The sequence below is a fragment of the Marinobacter sp. AL4B genome, from assembly GCF_019916045.1.
In the GTDB taxonomy this organism is placed as follows: domain Bacteria; phylum Pseudomonadota; class Gammaproteobacteria; order Pseudomonadales; family Oleiphilaceae; genus Marinobacter.
Genome location: NZ_JAILWZ010000010.1, coordinates 373,440 through 391,824, shown reverse-complemented (window position 1 = coordinate 391,824; position 18,385 = coordinate 373,440). Strand labels below are relative to the sequence as shown.

General features: G+C 52.8%; 20 protein-coding genes. 3 read left to right on the top strand and 17 right to left on the bottom strand.

All coding sequences use genetic code 11. The features are described from left to right. Positions 1-46 precede the first annotated feature (46 nt). A complete protein-coding gene (locus K5L82_RS03830) occupies positions 47-1,447 on the top strand; it encodes a patatin-like phospholipase family protein (protein WP_262492490.1) in 1,401 nt (466 codons plus the stop codon). A 522-nt stretch (positions 1,448-1,969) separates the two neighbouring features. On the opposite strand, the gene K5L82_RS03825 is transcribed toward K5L82_RS03830, so the two are convergent. From K5L82_RS03825 to K5L82_RS03815, 3 genes are read right to left on the bottom strand one after another with little or no spacing between them, the layout of a single operon-like run. Further along, a complete protein-coding gene (locus K5L82_RS03825) occupies positions 1,970-2,164 on the bottom strand; it encodes a hypothetical protein (RefSeq protein WP_223133221.1) in 195 nt (64 codons plus the stop codon). Positions 2,165-2,178: 14 nt separating this feature from the next. Continuing rightward, a complete protein-coding gene (locus K5L82_RS03820) occupies positions 2,179-3,393 on the bottom strand; it encodes a YeeE/YedE family protein (RefSeq protein ID WP_133005065.1) in 1,215 nt (404 codons plus the stop codon). 24 nt (positions 3,394-3,417) lie between these two features. Then, on the bottom strand, positions 3,418-4,374 hold the full coding sequence (locus tag K5L82_RS03815) for a sulfurtransferase (RefSeq protein WP_223133220.1): 957 nt from the start codon (positions 4,372-4,374) through the stop codon (positions 3,418-3,420). Positions 4,375-4,604: 230 nt separating this feature from the next. Between K5L82_RS03815 and K5L82_RS03810 the strand changes: the two genes are divergently transcribed. After that, entirely contained in the window at positions 4,605-4,763 is a 159-nt protein-coding gene (locus tag K5L82_RS03810; RefSeq protein ID WP_165950584.1) for a hypothetical protein, read from the top strand. A gap of 183 nt (positions 4,764-4,946) precedes the next feature. Here the strand turns inward: K5L82_RS03810 and K5L82_RS03805 are convergent, their stop codons facing one another. Then, entirely contained in the window at positions 4,947-5,639 is a 693-nt protein-coding gene (locus K5L82_RS03805) for a TVP38/TMEM64 family protein (RefSeq protein ID WP_133005063.1), read from the bottom strand. 332 nt (positions 5,640-5,971) lie between these two features. On the opposite strand from K5L82_RS03805, the gene K5L82_RS03800 reads away from it, so the two are divergent. Beyond that, positions 5,972-6,595, top strand: coding sequence for a TetR/AcrR family transcriptional regulator (locus tag K5L82_RS03800; protein WP_133005062.1), 624 nt, complete (start codon positions 5,972-5,974; stop codon positions 6,593-6,595). 176 nt (positions 6,596-6,771) lie between these two features. Here the strand turns inward: K5L82_RS03800 and K5L82_RS03795 are convergent, their stop codons facing one another. From K5L82_RS03795 to K5L82_RS03735, 13 genes are all read right to left on the bottom strand, one after another. After that, positions 6,772-7,707: a ketopantoate reductase family protein gene (locus K5L82_RS03795; RefSeq protein WP_223133219.1), complete on the bottom strand. Its 936-nt coding sequence runs from the start codon at positions 7,705-7,707 to the stop codon at positions 6,772-6,774. A gap of 26 nt (positions 7,708-7,733) precedes the next feature. Then, entirely contained in the window at positions 7,734-8,540 is an 807-nt protein-coding gene (gene dmpH / locus K5L82_RS03790) for a 2-oxo-3-hexenedioate decarboxylase (RefSeq protein WP_133005060.1), read from the bottom strand. After that, positions 8,540-9,568 carry a 4-hydroxy-2-oxovalerate aldolase gene (gene dmpG / locus K5L82_RS03785; protein WP_133007518.1) on the bottom strand — a complete coding sequence of 343 codons (1,029 nt, stop codon included), beginning with the start codon at positions 9,566-9,568 and terminating at the stop codon, positions 8,540-8,542. Before dmpG ends, dmpH begins: the two co-directional genes overlap by 1 nt. A 15-nt stretch (positions 9,569-9,583) precedes the next feature. Further along, a complete protein-coding gene (locus K5L82_RS03780) occupies positions 9,584-10,495 on the bottom strand; it encodes an acetaldehyde dehydrogenase (acetylating) (protein WP_133005059.1) in 912 nt (303 codons plus the stop codon). 29 nt (positions 10,496-10,524) lie between these two features. Beyond that, positions 10,525-11,310: a 2-oxopent-4-enoate hydratase gene (gene dmpE, locus K5L82_RS03775; protein WP_223133218.1), complete on the bottom strand. Its 786-nt coding sequence runs from the start codon at positions 11,308-11,310 to the stop codon at positions 10,525-10,527. Between the two features lie 9 nt (positions 11,311-11,319). Further along, complete coding sequence (locus K5L82_RS03770; protein ID WP_223133217.1) at positions 11,320-12,777, bottom strand: 2-hydroxymuconic semialdehyde dehydrogenase; 1,458 nt, start codon at positions 12,775-12,777, stop codon at positions 11,320-11,322. A gap of 30 nt (positions 12,778-12,807) precedes the next feature. Next, the gene (locus tag K5L82_RS03765; RefSeq protein ID WP_223133216.1) at positions 12,808-13,701 is read right to left on the bottom strand and encodes a transporter; all 894 of its coding nucleotides are present in this window, start codon (positions 13,699-13,701) and stop codon (positions 12,808-12,810) included. Between the two features lie 40 nt (positions 13,702-13,741). Continuing rightward, positions 13,742-13,933: a 2-hydroxymuconate tautomerase gene (locus tag K5L82_RS03760; RefSeq protein WP_223133215.1), complete on the bottom strand. Its 192-nt coding sequence runs from the start codon at positions 13,931-13,933 to the stop codon at positions 13,742-13,744. Between the two features lie 26 nt (positions 13,934-13,959). After that, positions 13,960-14,883 carry a catechol 2,3-dioxygenase gene (locus K5L82_RS03755; RefSeq protein ID WP_223133214.1) on the bottom strand — a complete coding sequence of 308 codons (924 nt, stop codon included), beginning with the start codon at positions 14,881-14,883 and terminating at the stop codon, positions 13,960-13,962. A 144-nt stretch (positions 14,884-15,027) separates the two neighbouring features. After that, entirely contained in the window at positions 15,028-15,243 is a 216-nt protein-coding gene (locus K5L82_RS03750; protein WP_316933364.1) for a 2Fe-2S iron-sulfur cluster-binding protein, read from the bottom strand. A 92-nt stretch (positions 15,244-15,335) separates the two neighbouring features. Further along, positions 15,336-16,397, bottom strand: a complete 1,062-nt coding sequence (locus K5L82_RS03745; RefSeq protein ID WP_223133213.1) for an NADH:ubiquinone reductase (Na(+)-transporting) subunit F — start codon at positions 16,395-16,397, stop codon at positions 15,336-15,338. A gap of 10 nt (positions 16,398-16,407) precedes the next feature. After that, positions 16,408-16,767 (bottom strand): phenol hydroxylase subunit P4, encoded by a 360-nt coding sequence (locus K5L82_RS03740; protein ID WP_133005051.1) that lies wholly within the window; start codon positions 16,765-16,767, stop codon positions 16,408-16,410. Between the two features lie 64 nt (positions 16,768-16,831). Continuing rightward, positions 16,832-18,376, bottom strand: a complete 1,545-nt coding sequence (locus K5L82_RS03735) for an aromatic/alkene/methane monooxygenase hydroxylase/oxygenase subunit alpha (RefSeq protein WP_223133212.1) — start codon at positions 18,374-18,376, stop codon at positions 16,832-16,834. Between the last annotated feature and the right edge of the window lie 9 nt (positions 18,377-18,385).

The window sequence follows — 18,385 nt, the reverse complement described above, 5'->3', positions numbered from 1 at the left end:
CAAAGGCCATGAAATGGCGTTTTTCTTTCGTAAGAATAGCTGCCTTATGCCATTACCGCTCCTCGGCATTCTGGCGACACTCCCGCTTCTGCTGGGTGGCTGCTCGACGGGCATAATCAATACCAAGCTGGTCGACACTGCCACTGCCGCCCACTATGACTTCCAGTCGCGACTGCCCGCCAACGACGAACGGTTGTTTGTTGTACTTGCCTTTTCCGGAGGCGGAACCCGGGCCGCAGCGCTTTCCTATGGTGTTCTGAATGCACTTCGACATGAGCAACTGGTGATTGACAACCAGCCCACCCGACTACTGGATCAGGTTGATGTGATTTCCGCCGTTTCGGGCGGTAGTTATACCGCAGCTTACTACGGTCTTTTCGGCGATCGACTGTTTGACGATTTCGAGGACCGTTTCCTGCGTCGTAACTGGCCACGTACTTATGGCTGGATGCTGGCGAACCCTTACAACGTGGCCCGACTGATTTCTCCTGATTTCAACCGCTCGGATCTGATGGCAGAGTTTCTGGGCACAGAGATTTTTGAGGATAAAACCTTTGCCGATCTGTCGGTTGGGCAACTTCCATTTGTGATTATCAATGCCACGGATTTGAACAATGCGCTGACCTTTTCCTTCATACAGCAACAGTTTGATTTTCTCTGCTCTGACTTGAGCAACTATCCTGTTGCCAACGCCGTCATGGCCTCTTCGACCGTGCCACCCGCGTTCGCGTCCATGAGGCTCCATAACTACCCTGGTTGTGAAACAAAGAACAAATTCTGGGTCACCGAGGCACTAAATAGCCGCAACCTGCTATCAAGGAAATTTGCCGTTGCCCAGGGGCTGTCACGCTACCTTGATCCGGCACAAATGCCGTATCTGAGCCTGGCCGACGGGGGCATTACCGACAACATAGGAGTACGAGGATCCATGATGAGCCCGGTTGCCCATCGTGGCGACGTCCAACAAATGGCTGGTGCTTTTAACCCCCGCGCCCTCGAGAGCGTTGAGAAAGTTCTCGTCGTTCTGGTCAATGCCCAGGTTTATTCATCCTACCCCTGGGCGGCATCCGGCGCGGAACCGGGAACGATCGATACCCTTGCGGCCTCCTTTGATGCGGCGTTCAATACACTAACCACCGAAAACATTTCCCAGGCGCGCCGGGAATTCCTGGCATGGGGCGAAAGCCTCAACCTCATCCGCCCATCCGACAAGCCACTTGTTAACGTCTACTTTTCAACCCTGACATTCAACCAGGTGGAAGATCCTGCCAGGCGGGCCCACTACAATGCACTTCCCACGGCAGCGCTAACTGCAGATGACGTCGACGCCCTAATTGAACTTGGTGGGGAGCTTCTGCGCCAATCAGAGCCGTTTCAACAGTTTCTCATTGACACGAAAACCCTGCCCGACACATCGGGCGGTACTAAAACCGATACTCCGCCATAAAAGAGCCAAAGCTGTTTCTAGGGTCTTCGCTTGCTGACAGGTTTCGGTCGTCAACCGTATCCGTGGACAGCCAGAGGCTCAAATGCGCGCCGGGTTTTCAATGTCCGCCGGGGTCTGCATATTCTGACCCAGCACCCAACTTTCACGATAGGGGACCATCAGAGCACCTATCAAGGAAATGTTTACTGGTTCACCGGTGCCGCCCAGAAGGATGCCTTCGATGCAAACCCTGCGGCCTATGCATCGTCCTTTCCACGAAGCTGCCCCTATAATCTGGCACAGGGGCGTAGACAGTGGGAGGACAGCATCTCCAGCTCCCGGATGACCGAAAAAGAACTACTCCGAAGAGCCAAGGGCAACTTTCTCGATCTCAAATTCTGATCATGACGAGCGAGAGAGATCCTTGATCAGATCTGCCTGGCAGACAGAGCAAACGCTTAACCCGCCTTCGTGTCAGGTGGCCAGAATTGGGGAATTCTGGCCACCAACCCCGAGTGCAAGAGTAACGGGCTCGTTTGTCGGTCAGTCTCGTGTTGAAGGGCAAGGTGCTCCACAAGGCGCGCAGGCCGTTTCATCCCGCTGACTCAATGCCGTTTCGACGTTGCCCTGCCCGGAATTGAACGCAAAGGTGGGACTGTTCAGATGGTCGACCATGATCAGCACCAGAATAATCCCAAGCATCACTAAGATGCGGGCGGGGCTATAAGCTCGTTCCATGTTCTTCTCCCGCATCAGTTTGGCAGCCGGAACCAGGGCCGCAGACGTATTCCCAGTAGAGACCCAGCGAAGGCACAGGCAAACCAGATCCAAGCGTGTAGGCTGGCTGAGGCTATGCCCGAAAACAGCGCCCCGATGTTGCAGCCAAAGCCCAAACGGGCACCATAACCCAGCAGCAAACCACCTACCACGGAGGCCAAAAACTGTCGACCTTCCGGCCGATTACGGCTCGCCTCATTAAAACGGTTGGCCAGGCCTGCCGCCAGCATGGCGCCGAGCAACAGCCCAAAATTCATCACAGAGGGAGCGTTGGTGAGCACCGAATCCTTTAAGGCCATAGCAGGGTATTCCCAAGTCCAGAACTCGAACTGGGACATATTCACACCCATCATTTCCAGGGCTTTGGCGCCCCACACGTTAAAAGCAAAGGTAATGCTCCAGGGGGCACCGCTGATCGCCAAGGTCAGCGCATTGCCCGCAGCCAGGATCAGAATCGCCCAGGTAAACGGCCAGCGGCCACTAAGCAGGGTTTTGAATACCCCATGCCCCTGGCCTTTCCAGAGCAATTCATCCCGCTCAAGATTACCGTGAGCCTTGCGCTCAACCCGGTTAACCCAGCGGGCAATCAGGCCCAGCCCCAGAAGCTGAACAATAATGGCTCCACTGACCCCAAAGGTGTTGACCAGTGGCACCGGGTCGAAGCCCGGCTGATCCAGCCACCAGGGCAGATGGATGGATCCAAGTACAGTACCCGCTATAAAAAACACCAGCGTCACCACCATGCGGATATTGCCGGCACCTACCGTAAACAAGGTGCCGGAGCCACACCCTCCACCAAGTTGCATACCGAGCCCAAAAATAAAGGAGCCCACAACCAGAGAGGTACCTACCGGAGCAACAGCACCCACAAGCCCGGCCTGCCCACTGTAGAGCATGGGCACCATAATCAGGGAAGAAAGCCCAAACAGCATGAGTTGTGCACGCATACCGGCACCGCGCTTTTTAACGACCAGGTTGCGCCAACCTGCCGTAAAGCCGAACGCCCCGTGATACAGGGCTATGCCCAACACAGTACCAATTACAAACAGCGCCACCATGAAGGGCGCTGTTTCCAACCATATCAGCCCTCCCAGCAAAGCAAAGCCTGCCAGCGCAGTTGCTACAATAAATCGATCCATCTGCCAGCCGGGCTGCTGAAGCCCGCGCTGGAGAATTGCAGAATCTGTCATTACGAGTCCACTCGGTTAAACGGGTTAGTTAAACAGGTCGAGAAGTTTGCCAAGGCCCTTTTTCGCCACTTGCATCGGCCGACTGCTGTCTTGAGACCACTCAGCCATGGAGCCATCGTAGAGCGCCACTTCCTTGAACCCTGCCAATTCACTCAACACGAACCAGTCTGTAGCCGCCCAATGGCCAGTATTGCAAAAAGCAATGGTGCGAGTGCCGGGATTCAGCTCGGCCTGATTAACCTGCGCGGTGATACCTTCTTCGTTCAAAAACCAGACTGCGTCTTGCTCACCAAGAAAGCCGGCATGGGGCAAATTGCGGGAACCGGGAATCGTGCCAGGGGCTTTGGCATCCGGGGATTGGTTTTCGCCTCTGAAATAGTCGCTCGGGCGCGCATCCACCAGCTGTGCCTGGCTATCTCGGGCTTCCTGAACCTCCTCTAGATTTGCAAGCAATTCCGGCTGCAGAGTACCCTCAAACTGCACTACATCCCGCTGCTCTCCCTCACCGCTGTCTACTTGGTAACCAGCAGCCTTCCAGCCCGCAAAGCCACCATTGAGAATGGTCACCTCGTTGTGGCCCAGCACTCTGAAGGTCCAGTACACACGGGCGGCACTTCCGAAATCGGTTGCGCCCGTGCCCGCAGGCACAACCACAACGGTATCGTTGTTGCTGATCCCCAGGCTACCAATCAGGCGCTCCATATTCGCAACAGGAGGCAATAGGCCCCTGACACCATCCCGGCTTTCACGCCAGCCATCACCGGTATAGCTGCTGTAAACAGCTCCGGGGATATGAGCATTCTGAAAGCTGCTTCGGTCACCACCATTATCAATACCTGAACGGACATCCAGCACGACCAGGTTATCTCGCTCGAGGTTCGCTTCAAGCCAGTTGGCATCAACTAGGGGCGGCGTTCTATCACCGTCCGCCCACGCAAGTGAGCTGGCAATCAGCAGGACAATGGCCAATATGCGGCTCATGACGCTTCTCCTTAATCACTATCAGTTTTTGAGCGATCATTATGAATTCTATGCTGAGTAATGGGTAGCCCTGTTTCTATGACGTCTGGCTATATGAAAATCCCCGATTTTTTTGCCACTTCCAAAAAATCTGTAACATAAAGAGCCAGCCGGTTGTCTATACCTCGTAAGCGCGGCCTGACCGAGCATCGGACAGACCCCGTGCATCACCCCGAATGAGGTAGCAAACCATGAAAAAACTGACACTGATACTCGCCGCTATTGCCCTGTCGTTCTCTGCTTCTTCTGCACTGGCCATGAATGGTCAAGCAGACCGATACAACGAAGCAAGGAGCTTTTCGACAACAACCACTGACAAGGTTGTAGATGTGAAAGTCGCTGCCAAATAATCAGGAACGGAAAAGGCTGCTAATCTCCGAGTTAGTGGCCTTTTTGTACCCGTTTCCGAGAACGGGGTTAACGCAACTCGGGAAAATCGACCAGGCTGTTCAGAACAGAAAGCCGCTGGCAGAACTTCCTTTACCATCTCATTGAAACTGTAGGCTTGCCCTTCGATAGCAAAGCTCTTCCGCTCAAATGACGTTATTCAAATGCAGCCAGCGAGCCAGCCTGGAATTTGGGTGCCGGCCAAGATAAATCGGCAGGGTACTCATAAACACCAGAACAACAACAGCGGCTATTACCGTCAGCACCGGATTGAATTCAAAGCTTTGGCCAAGCCCTGCAAAAACGAAGGTCATTGGCAGCATGCCCAGAGTAGTCGCAAGGGCGTAACGCCAAAGATGTATTGCGGTGACTCCGGCTGCATAGCTGACCAAGGCAAAGGAGAATAGAGGGATCAGCCGGGTCAGCAGCACCGCGAAAAACAGGAATCGTTGCGAGCCCCGTGCCGAGAACATCGGATTGTGCTCCCATTTCTTCTGAACGGCATCGCGCCCAAGCATCCGCGCCAGGTAAAAGGCAATAAGCGACCCGGCGAGCGCGCCAATCACTGCAATGGCCGTTCCGGCAAACATGCCATACACCAGCCCGGATGCAGCGCTGATGGGCAATGTCGGAATAGGCCCGACAACTACCGCGAGGATCATCAATAACATAAGCAACAGTGGGCCGAACATGCCCTGCTCGTTAAGCCATTCAGCCAGCGCAACGGGCGCCAGGCTTCCGGGCATGCCCAAGTGGCGAAGGACCAGCCAAATGGCCCCCATCACGAGTGCGGCAATGACCAAAATAGTGAGACGGAAAACCCATGGGGAACGGTTCATCAGAGTATTCTACAGGTCATGTTGAAGGCGGATGGGTTATGGTTTGTGTTGTTACTCATCGTTTTCTGGACAGCCCCAGACTCACCTCCAGCACATAAGGTGATTCCGGCATTACCCTATGAATCATATCCATGTTCTTCTGTGAGTGTTCCAGGAGTGGTCCGGCTCTTTCCGGTGCGCTGTGAAAATCGTGCTTCTTAAAATCAGTCATGTTCATCCCCCCTCACATTTCTGAGTGACCGTTCAGACACTGGAGTACCACAACTATTAATGAACGATCATTCAAACTATAATTGAGTCCTTATTAAAAGTCGCAATTTACGGTAATTCTCATGGCGAGAACCCCTAGTTTTGAACGCGAATCAGCCCTTAGTCAGGCCATGGACCTTTTTTGGAGAAGGGGTTATCACGGCAGCTCATTAAAGCAACTTGAGCAGGCTTTGGATATGCGCCCCGGTAGCATCTATGCAACATTTGGGAACAAAGACAAGCTTTATTCTGAAGCCTTGGCGCGCTATGCCGAGGCTGGCGGAGCTGAACTGGCCGCACATATGTCGGGTTACGATTCTATTCTGGAGGGTCTCAAAGGCTACCTCCGGAAAATCGCAAATGGCTGTGCCGACGAAAACGCCGTGCCCTCCCGCGCCTGCCTCATCGTCAAAACCCTGTTAGAGGCCAGCAATACCCACCAGGGGCATTCACACCAGGCCCGGGAAATCCTCAGTGCCATCGAACAATCTTTCTCAGAACTTCTGGAGGAGGCCAAACAACGAGGCGAACTGAAAGAATCAACGAATTGCACCCGCCTGGCCAGACTGATGCAAAGCCAGATAATGGGCTTACGCTCGATTGCAGAACGGAATCTCTCTGCCTCGGATCTGACCGCACTAGGTGATGATATGGCCCACATACTTGATGCCTATCGAGCACCAATAAATGGAAGCAACCTGAACTGAAAAGACATACTTCAGGAAATGGCAGGGAGACTAGCCTGCCTAATATTTGACCGCTTAACCGGCCTCAGTAGCAACTATTCGCAGTATCCGGACCTATAAGGTGAAACCTACATCCTGCTGGCGTAGCCCATCGATGGCAACGCTCTTCTCCTCTCGCCGTTTCGTTAGGACATCTTTCAAAGAGTCAGAAGAGCATAAACGGTGGCAGTATAGGGCGCCTCGATGCCGAGAGCTTCAGAACGGCGAAGTACCGCCCCCGATATGCTATCCAGTTCCAACGGACGCCCCTTTTCCTTATCAACTAGCATTGAAGTTTTGATTGCGTTAAAACTGCTAATCAGTCCAAACATCTCATCAACATCGCTAGTGCGAAGATCCACGCCGTCAGCCTTTGCCGAAGCAGCAGTTTCCATCATCATTCCATACACAATTTGACTAAATTGCGGGTGCCGAGTCAGGCTTTTAGTATCCAGCCCCGTCAGTGCGGAGATGGGATTGACACCATTGTTGATTACCAGCTTACGCCAGAGTTCGTGTCGAATATTATCTGAAACCGTCGTTGGAATACCTGCCTCATCAAATGCATTGCGTAGGGTTGTCAGAAGTCGCTGACGGGCATCCTGTTGTTTCGAATGGTATGGCCACGCGCCCATGACAACTTGGGCTGCTCCTTCCGCCTGAATAACACCAGGCTCTATAGTATGGCCACCAATACGTACAGCGAGCCCACCAAGAACGCGGTTATCACCGAATTGCTCAGCAAGTATTGGTTCATTGTCGACGCCATTCTGTAACGACAATACCGGCACATCGTCTTCCAGAAGCCAGCGGCCAAGTTCAACCAATACGGACTCTGTCGCCGTTGATTTCAGTGCAATCACAGCTACATCAAAGTCGCGGGCTTGATAGTTCTGCACCAACGTGGCGTGATCAACTGCCGGAGCCACGCACTCTATTCGCTGACTTTCGTGATAAACCAGCAACCCACGTTCCTGCAGGGCAGTAAGATGTGCACCCCGAGCGGTCAGTATAACCCGGTGGCCGGCCTCAGCCAGCCGGGCACCGTAATACCCACCAATACCGCCTGCACCGATAATGAGTATGTTGAGCATGACCCGTGGCCCCCCGAAACAGAACCCTAAACAAATTTGCCGCTCAAGGTCCCCAGACCCTGGTAGCGCACGGTGAACGCGTCTCCCTTTTCAACCTGAACCGCAGCGGTAATAGCACCGATCATAACAAAGCTGCCAGCCGGCAAGCTTTCACCACGCTCTCCCATCATATTCGCCAACATAGCGACGGAAGCAGCCGGATGCCCCAACACTGCGGCACCAGCTCCGGTCTGAACCACGTCACCGTTTATTTCCATCACGACCCCGATGTTTTTAAGGTCCAGATCTGCAATGTCTGCCATACAGCCCCCGGACACAAAACGGCTCGAGGAAGAGTTATCGGCGATCACGCTTTTAAGATCAAATTTGAAATCCTTGTAACGGGAATCAATCACTTCTACGGCCGGCATTACAAAGTCGGTGGCGCGCAGAACATCGCCAATGTGTACACCCGGGCCTTTAAGTTCATCTTTAAGCACGAAAGCCAGTTCTGCCTCAATCTTAGGGTGAATCAGCTCATCATGTTTGATTTCGCCACCCTCAGGTACACTGAAGTAATCAGCCAGAAAGCCGTAACAAGGCTGTTCAACACCCATCTGCGCCATTTTTGCCCAGGAAGTGAGCCCCATTTTCATGCCTACGATTTTATGGCCGCGCTCTTCCTTGCGCCGACGCATTTCCCACTGGATATCGAAGGCATCCTTGTAGGTCATTTGCGGATAGTCGTCCGTAATCTTGGTGATTTCATAGGCTTCGAGTTCGGCCTTCTCGCAGTGGGCCGCCAGCTCTTCAATCTGTGCCTGGGTCAGTTTGTTCTCATATGCTTCAGTCATCAGATCAATCCCTTTTCTTTAGCCATGGTCAGCGCCAGATCTTCAATCATATCTTCCTGCCCGCCCACAGTGCCGCGACGGCCAAGCTCTACCAGAATATCCCGGGCTGAAACGCCATACTTTTTCTCAGCTCGTTCCGCGAACAACAGGAACGAGGAGTAAACCCCCGCATACCCCAGAGTCAATGCGTTGCGGTCCACACGAATAGGTTGATCCATCATCGGTACCACAAGGTCTTCAGCCACATCCATGATCTTGTACAGATCAACACCGGTTTCAACTCCCATGCGATCCAGTACTGCACAAAACACCTCAAGGGGCGTATTACCCGCTCCGGCACCCAGCCCTGCAACCGAGCCATCGATTCGGGATGCACCCGCCTCAATCGCAGCCAACGAGTTAGCAATCCCCATACCCAGGTTGTGATGACCATGGAAGCCAACCTCAACGCTGGGAGGTAACTCCGCTCGTAGCAAACCAATGTGCGCCGTCACATCATCCGGCAGCATATAGCCCGCAGAGTCGGTCGCGTAAATACAATTTGCGCCATAGCCAACCATTAGCCGGGCCTGTTCTAGTATCTTCTCCGGGCTAACCATGTGCGCCATCATCAAAAAGCCCACTGTGTCCATTTCCATCTTGGCTGCCATGCCAATGTGCTGCTCCGACACATCGGCTTCTGTGCAGTGTGTCGCTACGCGGATAGTGGACACCCCCAGATCCTTTGCCATTTTCAGATGATCAACAGTTCCGATTCCCGGCAGAAGCAGTGCAGAAACTTTGGCATTCTTCATCTTTGGCACCACCGCGCTGAGGTATTCCTCATCACTATGGGCCGGAAAGCCATAGTTAAGTGAACGCCCGCCAAGGCCGTCACCGTGGGTAACTTCAATCAGCGGCATTCCGGCTTCATCCATGGCCCTGGAGATGTTCACCATTTCGTCCAGACTGATCTGGTGACGCTTGGCGTGCATACCGTCGCGCAAGCTCATGTCGTGCAACGTGACTTTTTTACCGTTCAGATTCATCGTCATTTCTCCCGCTTAGCCGCGTGCCGGTAGTTTGATGGTCCCACTTGCTGCTTCTTCTGCAAACATCTCGGCGGTGCGTAATCCGGCGGCCGTCATGATGTCCAGATTGCCAGCGTACTTGGGAAGAAAATCACCTAGGCCTTCCACTTGCATGTAACAACTGACCCTATTGCCATCAAAGATTGGCCCATTGACCAGGGAGTAACCCGGAACGTACTTTTGCACTTCCTTTACCATGGCGTGAATGGAGTCCGTAATGGCGGTCTGGTCTGGCTCACTTTCAGTGAGACAGTGGATGGTGTCGCGCATCATCAATGGTGGCTCAGCCGGATTGATAATGATGATTGCTTTACCTTCTTTGGCGCCGCCCACTTTTTCCACGCCGCCAGCAGTGGTGCGGGTGAATTCATCAATATTCTGGCGTGTACCCGGCCCCACAGAACGTGAAGACACAGTTGCGATGATTTCTCCATAGGCCACGGGCTGAACACGACTTACGGCTGCAACCATTGGTATGGTGGCCTGGCCTCCACAGGTAACCATGTTGACGTTCATTTCCAAGTTCTTGGCATGGTCTGCCAAATTCACCGGTGGTACGCAGAACGGGCCTACAGCAGCCGGTGTCAGGTCAACCATAATGACACCCAGCTCGTTTAGCTTACGACTGTTCTCGGCGTGGACGTATGCTGAAGTCGCATCAAAAGCAACGCGGATATCATCCTCGATGATACGCTCCAAAATACCGTCCACCCCAGAGGAGCAAATTTTAATGCCCATCTCGGCGGCGCGCTTGAGCCCTTCAGACTCGGGATCGATACCAACCATCCAGACCGGCTCAATCCACTCGGAGCGCTGCATTTTCATCAGTAGGTCGGTGCCGATGTTGCCAGGGCCGATAATGGCGGCTTTAAGTTTCTTGTTCATATTCGTATTCCTTTTATCAATGGGGCCGGTCAGATAAAACGGACGGACGCACCGCCAATTCCACCCACGCTGACACTCATAAAGTCGCCCGCCTGGACAGGCTCTAATGGCACCAGTGAACCCGACAAAATCACTTCCCCAGCTTTCAGCGGAATTCCAAATTGCCCCAAAGTGTTTGCCAGCCATGTCACACAGGTAACCGGGCTACCCAAAGCCGCAGCGCCTGCTCCGGTGCTGATGATTGACCCATTTTTTTCAACCACCATGCCGCAGGTCGCCAGGTCCACCTTACGTGGATTCACAGCCCTATCGCCCAGCAGAAAAACGCCGCAGGAGGCATTGTCAGCCACGGTGTCCTGAATTTTTATTTCCCAGTTTTCGATCCGGGAGTCGACCACCTCGAAACAAGGGAGCACACAATCGGTTGCCGCCAGTACGTCAGCTGCCGTCAACCCTGGCCCCATCAGATCTTTTTTCAGGATGAACGCGATTTCGCCTTCAGCCTTGGGCTGCATCAGGCGATCCGATATCTGGACTTCCTCGCCTTGGCTAAAAGCCATTTTGTCTGTTAGGTGGCCGAAGTCAGGCTGACCAACCTTAAGCATGTTTTGCACAGCCTTGGAGGTGAGTCCGATTTTTTTACCGATCACCTTTTCTCCGGACTCGGTACGGCGCTCCAGAATTCGGAGAGATATGTTGTAAGCATCCTCAATGGTGATATCGCTAAAACGCTCAGTCAGCGGGCGCACAGCCGTGCGGGTGAGCATAGCTTGGTAGAGTTCATCACCACAGGCCTGAATCTGTTGCTTATCCATTTCCCTTCCTCAGAGTTTGATGCAGATGTTTTTAGTTTCGGAGTAAAACTCAAGCCCATGCACTCCACCCTCACGGCCCAGTCCAGACTGTTTAGCTCCACCAAATGAGGTACGAAGATCTCGCAAGAACCAAGAGTTCACCCACGCCAGACCTACTTCCATCTGTTCAGCCACTCGGATTGCACGAGAAGAGTTTTCAGTCCAAATCGCGCAGGCCAGGCCGTAATCGGTATTGTTCGCCAGGGCGATCGCTTCTTCTTCGGTATCAAATGGACGAATATGGCAGCAGGGACCAAAGATTTCTTCGCGGATAACGCGAGCATTTTCAGGCAAACCGGTCCATATCGTTGGCTCGATCCAGGCACCGTCATTCAGCTCGGCGCCCATATCCGGGATGTCACCGCCGACCTCAACCGTTGCCCCTTCCTCTCTAGCCAGGTCGTAATAACTTTTAACTTTATCTCGATGTTCAAGGCTGACCAAAGGTCCGAAGTTAGCGTCAGGATCTTCTGGCCGACCGAGCTTCAGCTTCGCCACTTCTTCCTTCATTCGAGCGAGGAACCGACCATAAATCGGCCGTTCCACATAGATCCTTTCTGTACCCAAACAAACCTGGCCACAGTTAACAAACGCTGAGCGCATGGTGCCAGCAACAGCTTTTTCGAGATCACAGTCGGCAAACACAATGCCGGGATTTTTACCGCCACACTCCATCGAGACGTTGCGCAGCCCTACCGCGGCAGCCTTCATAATGATTTCTCCGGTGCGGGTTTCACCGGTAAACGTTATGGCATCAACCAAGGGATGAGTGGTCAGGAAAGCACCTGCCGAGTCAGGACCAAAACCGTGCACCACGTTGAACACGCCCGCCGGTACGCCACACTCATTCATCACTTCACCCAATAACGTAGCCGTAGCAGGCGTTTCTTCTGACGGCTTAACAACCACCGTATTACCGCACGCCAGCGCGGGGCCAACCTTAAACGTCATCAGTAGCAACGGTAGATTCCAGGGAGAAACAACGGCAATCACGCCTTTAGGGGTTCGCTGACCTACATTGATGGCACCGGTGCCATCCGGGGTCTCCATACGGAACCCCTCAGTCGGATGATTCAAGCTGTCAGCAAACTCTTTAAAGTTGGCCGCACCACGAGGAATGTCGATGTGACTGGCCATCGAGCGAGGTTTACCGGTATCTCGACACTCTGCTTCTAAGAATTCGTCAAAACGCTCATTAATTCGATCGGCGATCTTGTGCAACATTGTGGAGCGTTCTTTCTGGGTCAACTTGCCCCAAGGACCTTTCAACGCAGCTTTGGCGGCTCGGACAGCGGCATCAACTTCCAGTTCACCCGCCTCATGCACCTGGCCAATGAGGCTGTTATCGACAGGACAACGATTTTCAAATGTCTTGCCAGCGGCCGAGGCCACATATTCACCATTGATAAAATGCTTAAACTCTTGCATGGCTCACCTTTCTTGTTAGCGTCGTCTGTCTTAAAACATCTTGGTTAGCTGAAGGCGCAAAAGCTGCCCTTCCGGACCTGTTTTATTGTTGTACTCGTGATATAAAGCGCCGTTAAAGCCCACTCCGTAACTTGGCCAGAAGTATCCCACCTCCGCGCCCAGGGCATGTTTTTCAGCTTTGTCTGGACCCGCGCCAGCGCCACTATCCTGTTCAAACTGCCATGCTTCGTAGCCCACCAATCCGACGTTCAGGCCGCTATCCAGGCGATGGTTCAGAGCCCACTCAATTAGATAACTGTTTCCAGGTGTAACATCACTGTTTTCGACTTCGGTCTTGATCTCGTAACGGGACAGTGTTGAAACAGACCAGCGTTTGTCGGCATCAATATGCCAAGATCCACCCAGCGTCAGCATGGTAGTACCATAACCTTTGCCTATGGATGCGGGCTCGGTGGGCTCATAGCTTGCGGTGTCAAACCAATGACCCGCCGCAAAAACCGCATCCCACTGTTGTCCGTGCCAGCCCAGCACAATCGGACCAACGAAAACGTCCCCCAAACCGCTGTCGCTGTCCCGAACGCCCAACCCTTCAAAATCAAGTGAGGTATGCTGCAGCGGAACAATCAGCTCTACGCCGTAACTAGCTCCCAAAAATGTTTCATCTGTGATCCAGATAAACCGATTAGCCAGCGCCGTAACCTCACCCGTGTTTTCCCCTGGGGCTTTGGTTCCCTGGCCGCCTCTCAGGTTGTCTATATCGTAATGCACCAGATAGCCACGATAGTACGCACCGGGTGGGGGCACTGCAGGCCCGTCAATGCCTTCTACACCGGGTACATAGTGTCCGTTGGCAGCGAGCAAAGGGGATCCACCTGTGGCTCCGGCCAACAAAGTGGCAAGAGCGATTGCATTTTTATATTTCATTGATGTTTCCTTTTTTGTAATTGTTGGAAATAGCCTGGAATCAGCGTCCGAGCTTTACTGCAGATTGGCCTGCGATCCCGAAGTGCTGCTTGGGCATTTCAGTAATCATCACCCGTATTCGCTCCACAGGGGCCTCAAGTGAGCGGGATATCGCCTCCGTCACTTCACGAATCAGCGCTTCCTTCTGTTCATCACTTCGACCTTCAATAATATAAAGCTGTGCAATCGGCATAAGTTTCTCCCCAAAATCCATACGGGTTAAGTGAGCACGGTCAGGAAACGTTCGTTAAGCTCTCGGTCGTGGTAGAAGATTGCCTTGCCCAGCTCTTCCGCACCCCAGGTTACGGGCTCGTGGTCCGGGTAGTGGTAATCTCCACCCGTAAACACTTCATTACGGTTTCCAGAGGAGTCAAAAAAGTAAATAGTCTGGCCGTGGGTCAGCCCGTGACGTGTCGGCCCAATGTCGATCGGGGTGTCTGTCATAGTCAGCAGATCGGCGGCTTTGAGAACATCCTGCCAGGTTTCCAGAAAGAAAGAGGCGTGGTGGAATTTGCCCAGCTCTTCGTGATGAATAAAGGCAACATCATGGGCCTTCATGCTCACGGTTAGGAACTGTGCTGCCCGCTTTCCGTCCGGTGCCATCACCTGCTCGGCCAAGTCAAAACCGAGCACATCACGGAAAAGATTTAAGGTTTCATCCAGGTTGGGACCGTACAACAGACAATGGTCAAAACGGGTGGCTTTCATACCCTCCAGACCACGGGGCCATGCCTCTGGATTGTGATTGCCGACCCCCCATTTCCCAGTTTGCTTTTTGGTTGCAAAAAGCTCAAAGGTATGACCAGTAGGCGCCACAAAACGAACCCTTCGCCCGCAGTCTTTCAGCTCCTCCTCAGAAACCTCCTTAACCTCACAACCGAACGTGATCAGTTCTTCGCGGAGTTGATCGACAACCTCTTCGCTCATACATTTAAAACCCATGAAATCCATACCTGGCTCATCGGCTTCGCGCAGGACAACAGAAAACTTATCAACTTCCGTCCAACCTTTTAGATAGACCCGCCCCTGATCGTCACGGTCCATTTCAATCAAACCCAAAAGGTCTGTGTAGTGCCTAATCGCTTCACCCATATCGAGTACGCGAATTTGGACGTGCCCAGGACGAATTACACCTTTTCTCATGACAATAACCTCATTACTATTGTTTTTATTTAAGATGTGAATCAGTTACTTACTAAGACTTCGCATTCAACTCAGCATAGCGATCCTTAACCGGTAAAATAGGGCCAAAACTCGCATTTGAAGACTCCAAGCTAACCCGTCTGTCTAATCACCAGGCTCAGCGCGATGCTCAATGACCAAATCCGTGAGCGGATAAATGCGACAGGCCAATACTTTTCCCTGCTGTATGGCTTCTGGCGGCGCATGGAGCTTGCTCATCTTTCCGCACTCATACTCCCCGCTGAGAACCACAACTTTGCAAAAACCGCAGCCTCCGCCCTTGCAACCAACCGGTACACAGTTGCATCCCTGCCGCGTCATCGCGACGAGGACACTCTGCTCTTCAGTGCAGCGGAATGTCATTCCACTGCGCGTCTCCGTAATTTGGTACGAATCGGCCATGGCGCACCCCGTTATATCTTCTTGAACAAGGCAGACTTTTGAACATCGTCCGCGCCGTCCGCCGCCGTTAGGAATTTCTCCATGAAGATATCCCGTTCAAACAAGCGACCTTGCATCAAGGCGGTAATCGCTGCGTCAATCATTGGAGGCGGCCCGCACATATAGGCTTTCCGACCAGAGAACCGCCCTTCAAAATGGGCCGATGCCGCATCGTGAACGTACCCTCTGAATCCTTGCCAACTGACATCCTCATCAGCCTGACTCAGCGCTGGCACATAGGTGAAGTTTTCATGATCCCGAGCCATTCCTTCGAAAAGCTCGTAGTTATAGAGCTCTGCCCGGTTACGGGCACCTTGGAAAAGCACGATTTGTCGTTTATCACCCTGCTCAAGCAGGTTCAGAATCATCGACTGGGGACTTGAAAGACCCGAGCCACCCGCAATGAAAATAAGATCTCCCGGCTGTGAACCGCGCACAAAGAACTGCCCATAAGGGCCTGAAAGGTTCAATGTGTCGCCCTCTTTCAACTGCTGATGAATGTAGCTAGTCGCTGCACCGCCCTCGACGAGGCGGACATGCAATTCAACTTCGTCTGGGCGACTGGGAGGGTTGGCCAAGGAAAAGGCTCTCACCCCTTCAACGCCTGGCAAGTCAAGGTTGATATATTGGCCAGCCTGAAAGGTCATCCCGCGGTCGAGTTTGAGGTGTACTCCCTTGATGGTCGGCGACAGGTCGACGATATCAATGACAGTCGCCTGATAGTCCTCAACGGGATAGCACTCAAAGTCTTCGTCAACGTCAATATCCGCTTCGATGGTGACATCACTTTCAAGTGTGGCGCAGCAGGCCAGAACCTTACCTTCCTCGCGCTCACTGTCCATTAACGCAAACGATGAGGCCTCACCTACATCCACATCACCGTCGACCACTTGGACTTTACAAGTTGCGCAGGTGCCATGGCCGCAGGCAAATGGCAACCACACTCCATGACGCAGCGCTGCCTGCAAAATAGTTTGACCTTCTTCAACTTCTATCTGTTCGCCGATTGGCTCGATGGTCACTGTGTAGCTCATGGCTCAGCCCTCAGGATGCAGAACCCCGGATACCTTCCAGGCCCGGAGTGGTTATTGTCAGCATGCTCTTGTGGTCAATACCGTTATCGATCAGCGTAGCCGCGTGATCCGGAGTAAAGACCTCTTCGTTGAGTCGCCATTGGGCATTCATGAAATCCGCTTTTTCAGCGTCCGGATGCGCTGCAACAGCAGGCTTAAGCACATCCTCTACAAACGTCCCAAACGTCATGTCGGGCGCAACCAGCAAGGCGAAGGGTGCACAGAACATAAGATGATGAGGCCAATAGACATACAGCAACTGCATGCCATTGAAATTCTCAACGCGGTCTTTGGGTTCTGCGCGGTACTCAGATATGGCGTTAACACTCATGATGTTCTCCTTCTTGTTATAGAACCCCGCCCCGACTCGATACCCGCAGGGCGGGAAAATCAGATCAGGCAGCGCTCTTTTTGGCACTGCTCGACTTCAATGGTTTCAGGCCTTTGATATCCAGCCAGCGCTCATGATCAGGTGACCCGTGATATTCCAAATTGTCGACACCAAGATTGATGTGGTAGTACTTTTCAACCACTGTTGGGACATCGGCACCACCGCAGTTGCCCTGATAGATCTGGTGCACGGGCAGCCACGCCTGGATGTATTTTTCGGGCTCATTCTTGAAAATGTCGCAGCAACCATCTGAGCAGAAATGATAGCGCTCACCTTCGTGCTTAATCTGACGATGGCTAAACACGGTCGGGTCGTCCTTTTCTGTGAACATGACCGGTATCTGACACACCTGGCAGAGCTGAGGAAGCGTGTTGTTATAGAAACGACGTCCTTCTTTATGCTCTTTGTCCCAGTGTTCAAAACGCGCACGATAGTACTTGTCGAAGGTTTCCGGATACTTCTCGGACAACCAAGCCATCTCTTCTTCTTCGGGCATCCAAGTATGGAAATTGGTCGCCTTACTGTACTGATAGAAGGTGCTCCATGCCTGATGGCTAACATGATCCTTAGCAGCGTTGGCAACATCCTGGTACTTAGGCGGACGAATGCCATAGCGCTCCAAGTCCTTGAACAAGGCCCCCCCATTCTGCTCGTAGTAGACCTCCCACGCTTCCGACCAGGACATCACTTTATTAGGCAGCATGTAGTCCATCATCATTCCCACCAGACTCAGCAGGCGGAAGCCGCGCCAGAACCACTTGTCGATCCACCGCTGAATGATGGGCACGTTGTCTTCGTGCTGTTCAAGGATGAACTTGATCACCTCAAGGCCAAGTGTCATATGTCGGGCTTCATCCGACTGCGCAGAAAACCCGAAAGTGACCGTTGCCATATCGCCGTTATAGGCCGCCCCTGACATAAATGGCACGAACAGTAAGTTAGTCAGCACATATTCGAACGAGAATGAAATTGCAGTTAGGAACTCAAATGGACCAGCAGACCGGGCATCGTCAAAGAATGACTTGGGAACCGAGAGGAACCAGACTCGGTCATGCTGGTGCGACGCATCGTGCAGACCATTGAAGTGCTTGTTGTAATGGCTCATCGCATGCTGCTGAGTCTGGGAGTGACGCAGCTCATCAATAGCTTGCAACTGGCAAGCCACCCGCGCACCGGCTCCACTAAACTGACGTCCAACTCGTGCATAGCCCTGAAAAGCTGCATACTCGAGCGGCGAGACTCCGGAGAGGAACAGTTTCAGCGCGTTAACGTAACGGGCATCCGAAATATTCTGATGGCCGTTGTTCTGCGCAAAAGCGTCGAAAATTGCATAAAGTTTCTTTTCTTTCTCGGCCTGATATTTCCAATAGGCGTCCATTGTCAGGCGGAACGGATCCTCCCACTGCGACCAGTCGGTAATCTTGATACCCTCAAACTGCTCATCCGGGTAGATGTCTTCTTTTTTCTGATACGTGGGCTCCCACGCCATATCACGCGTGAGGTACTGGTATTTATCTTTAAGGTTCAGTTTCTTGTTTTTGATAGCCATGCTGGATCT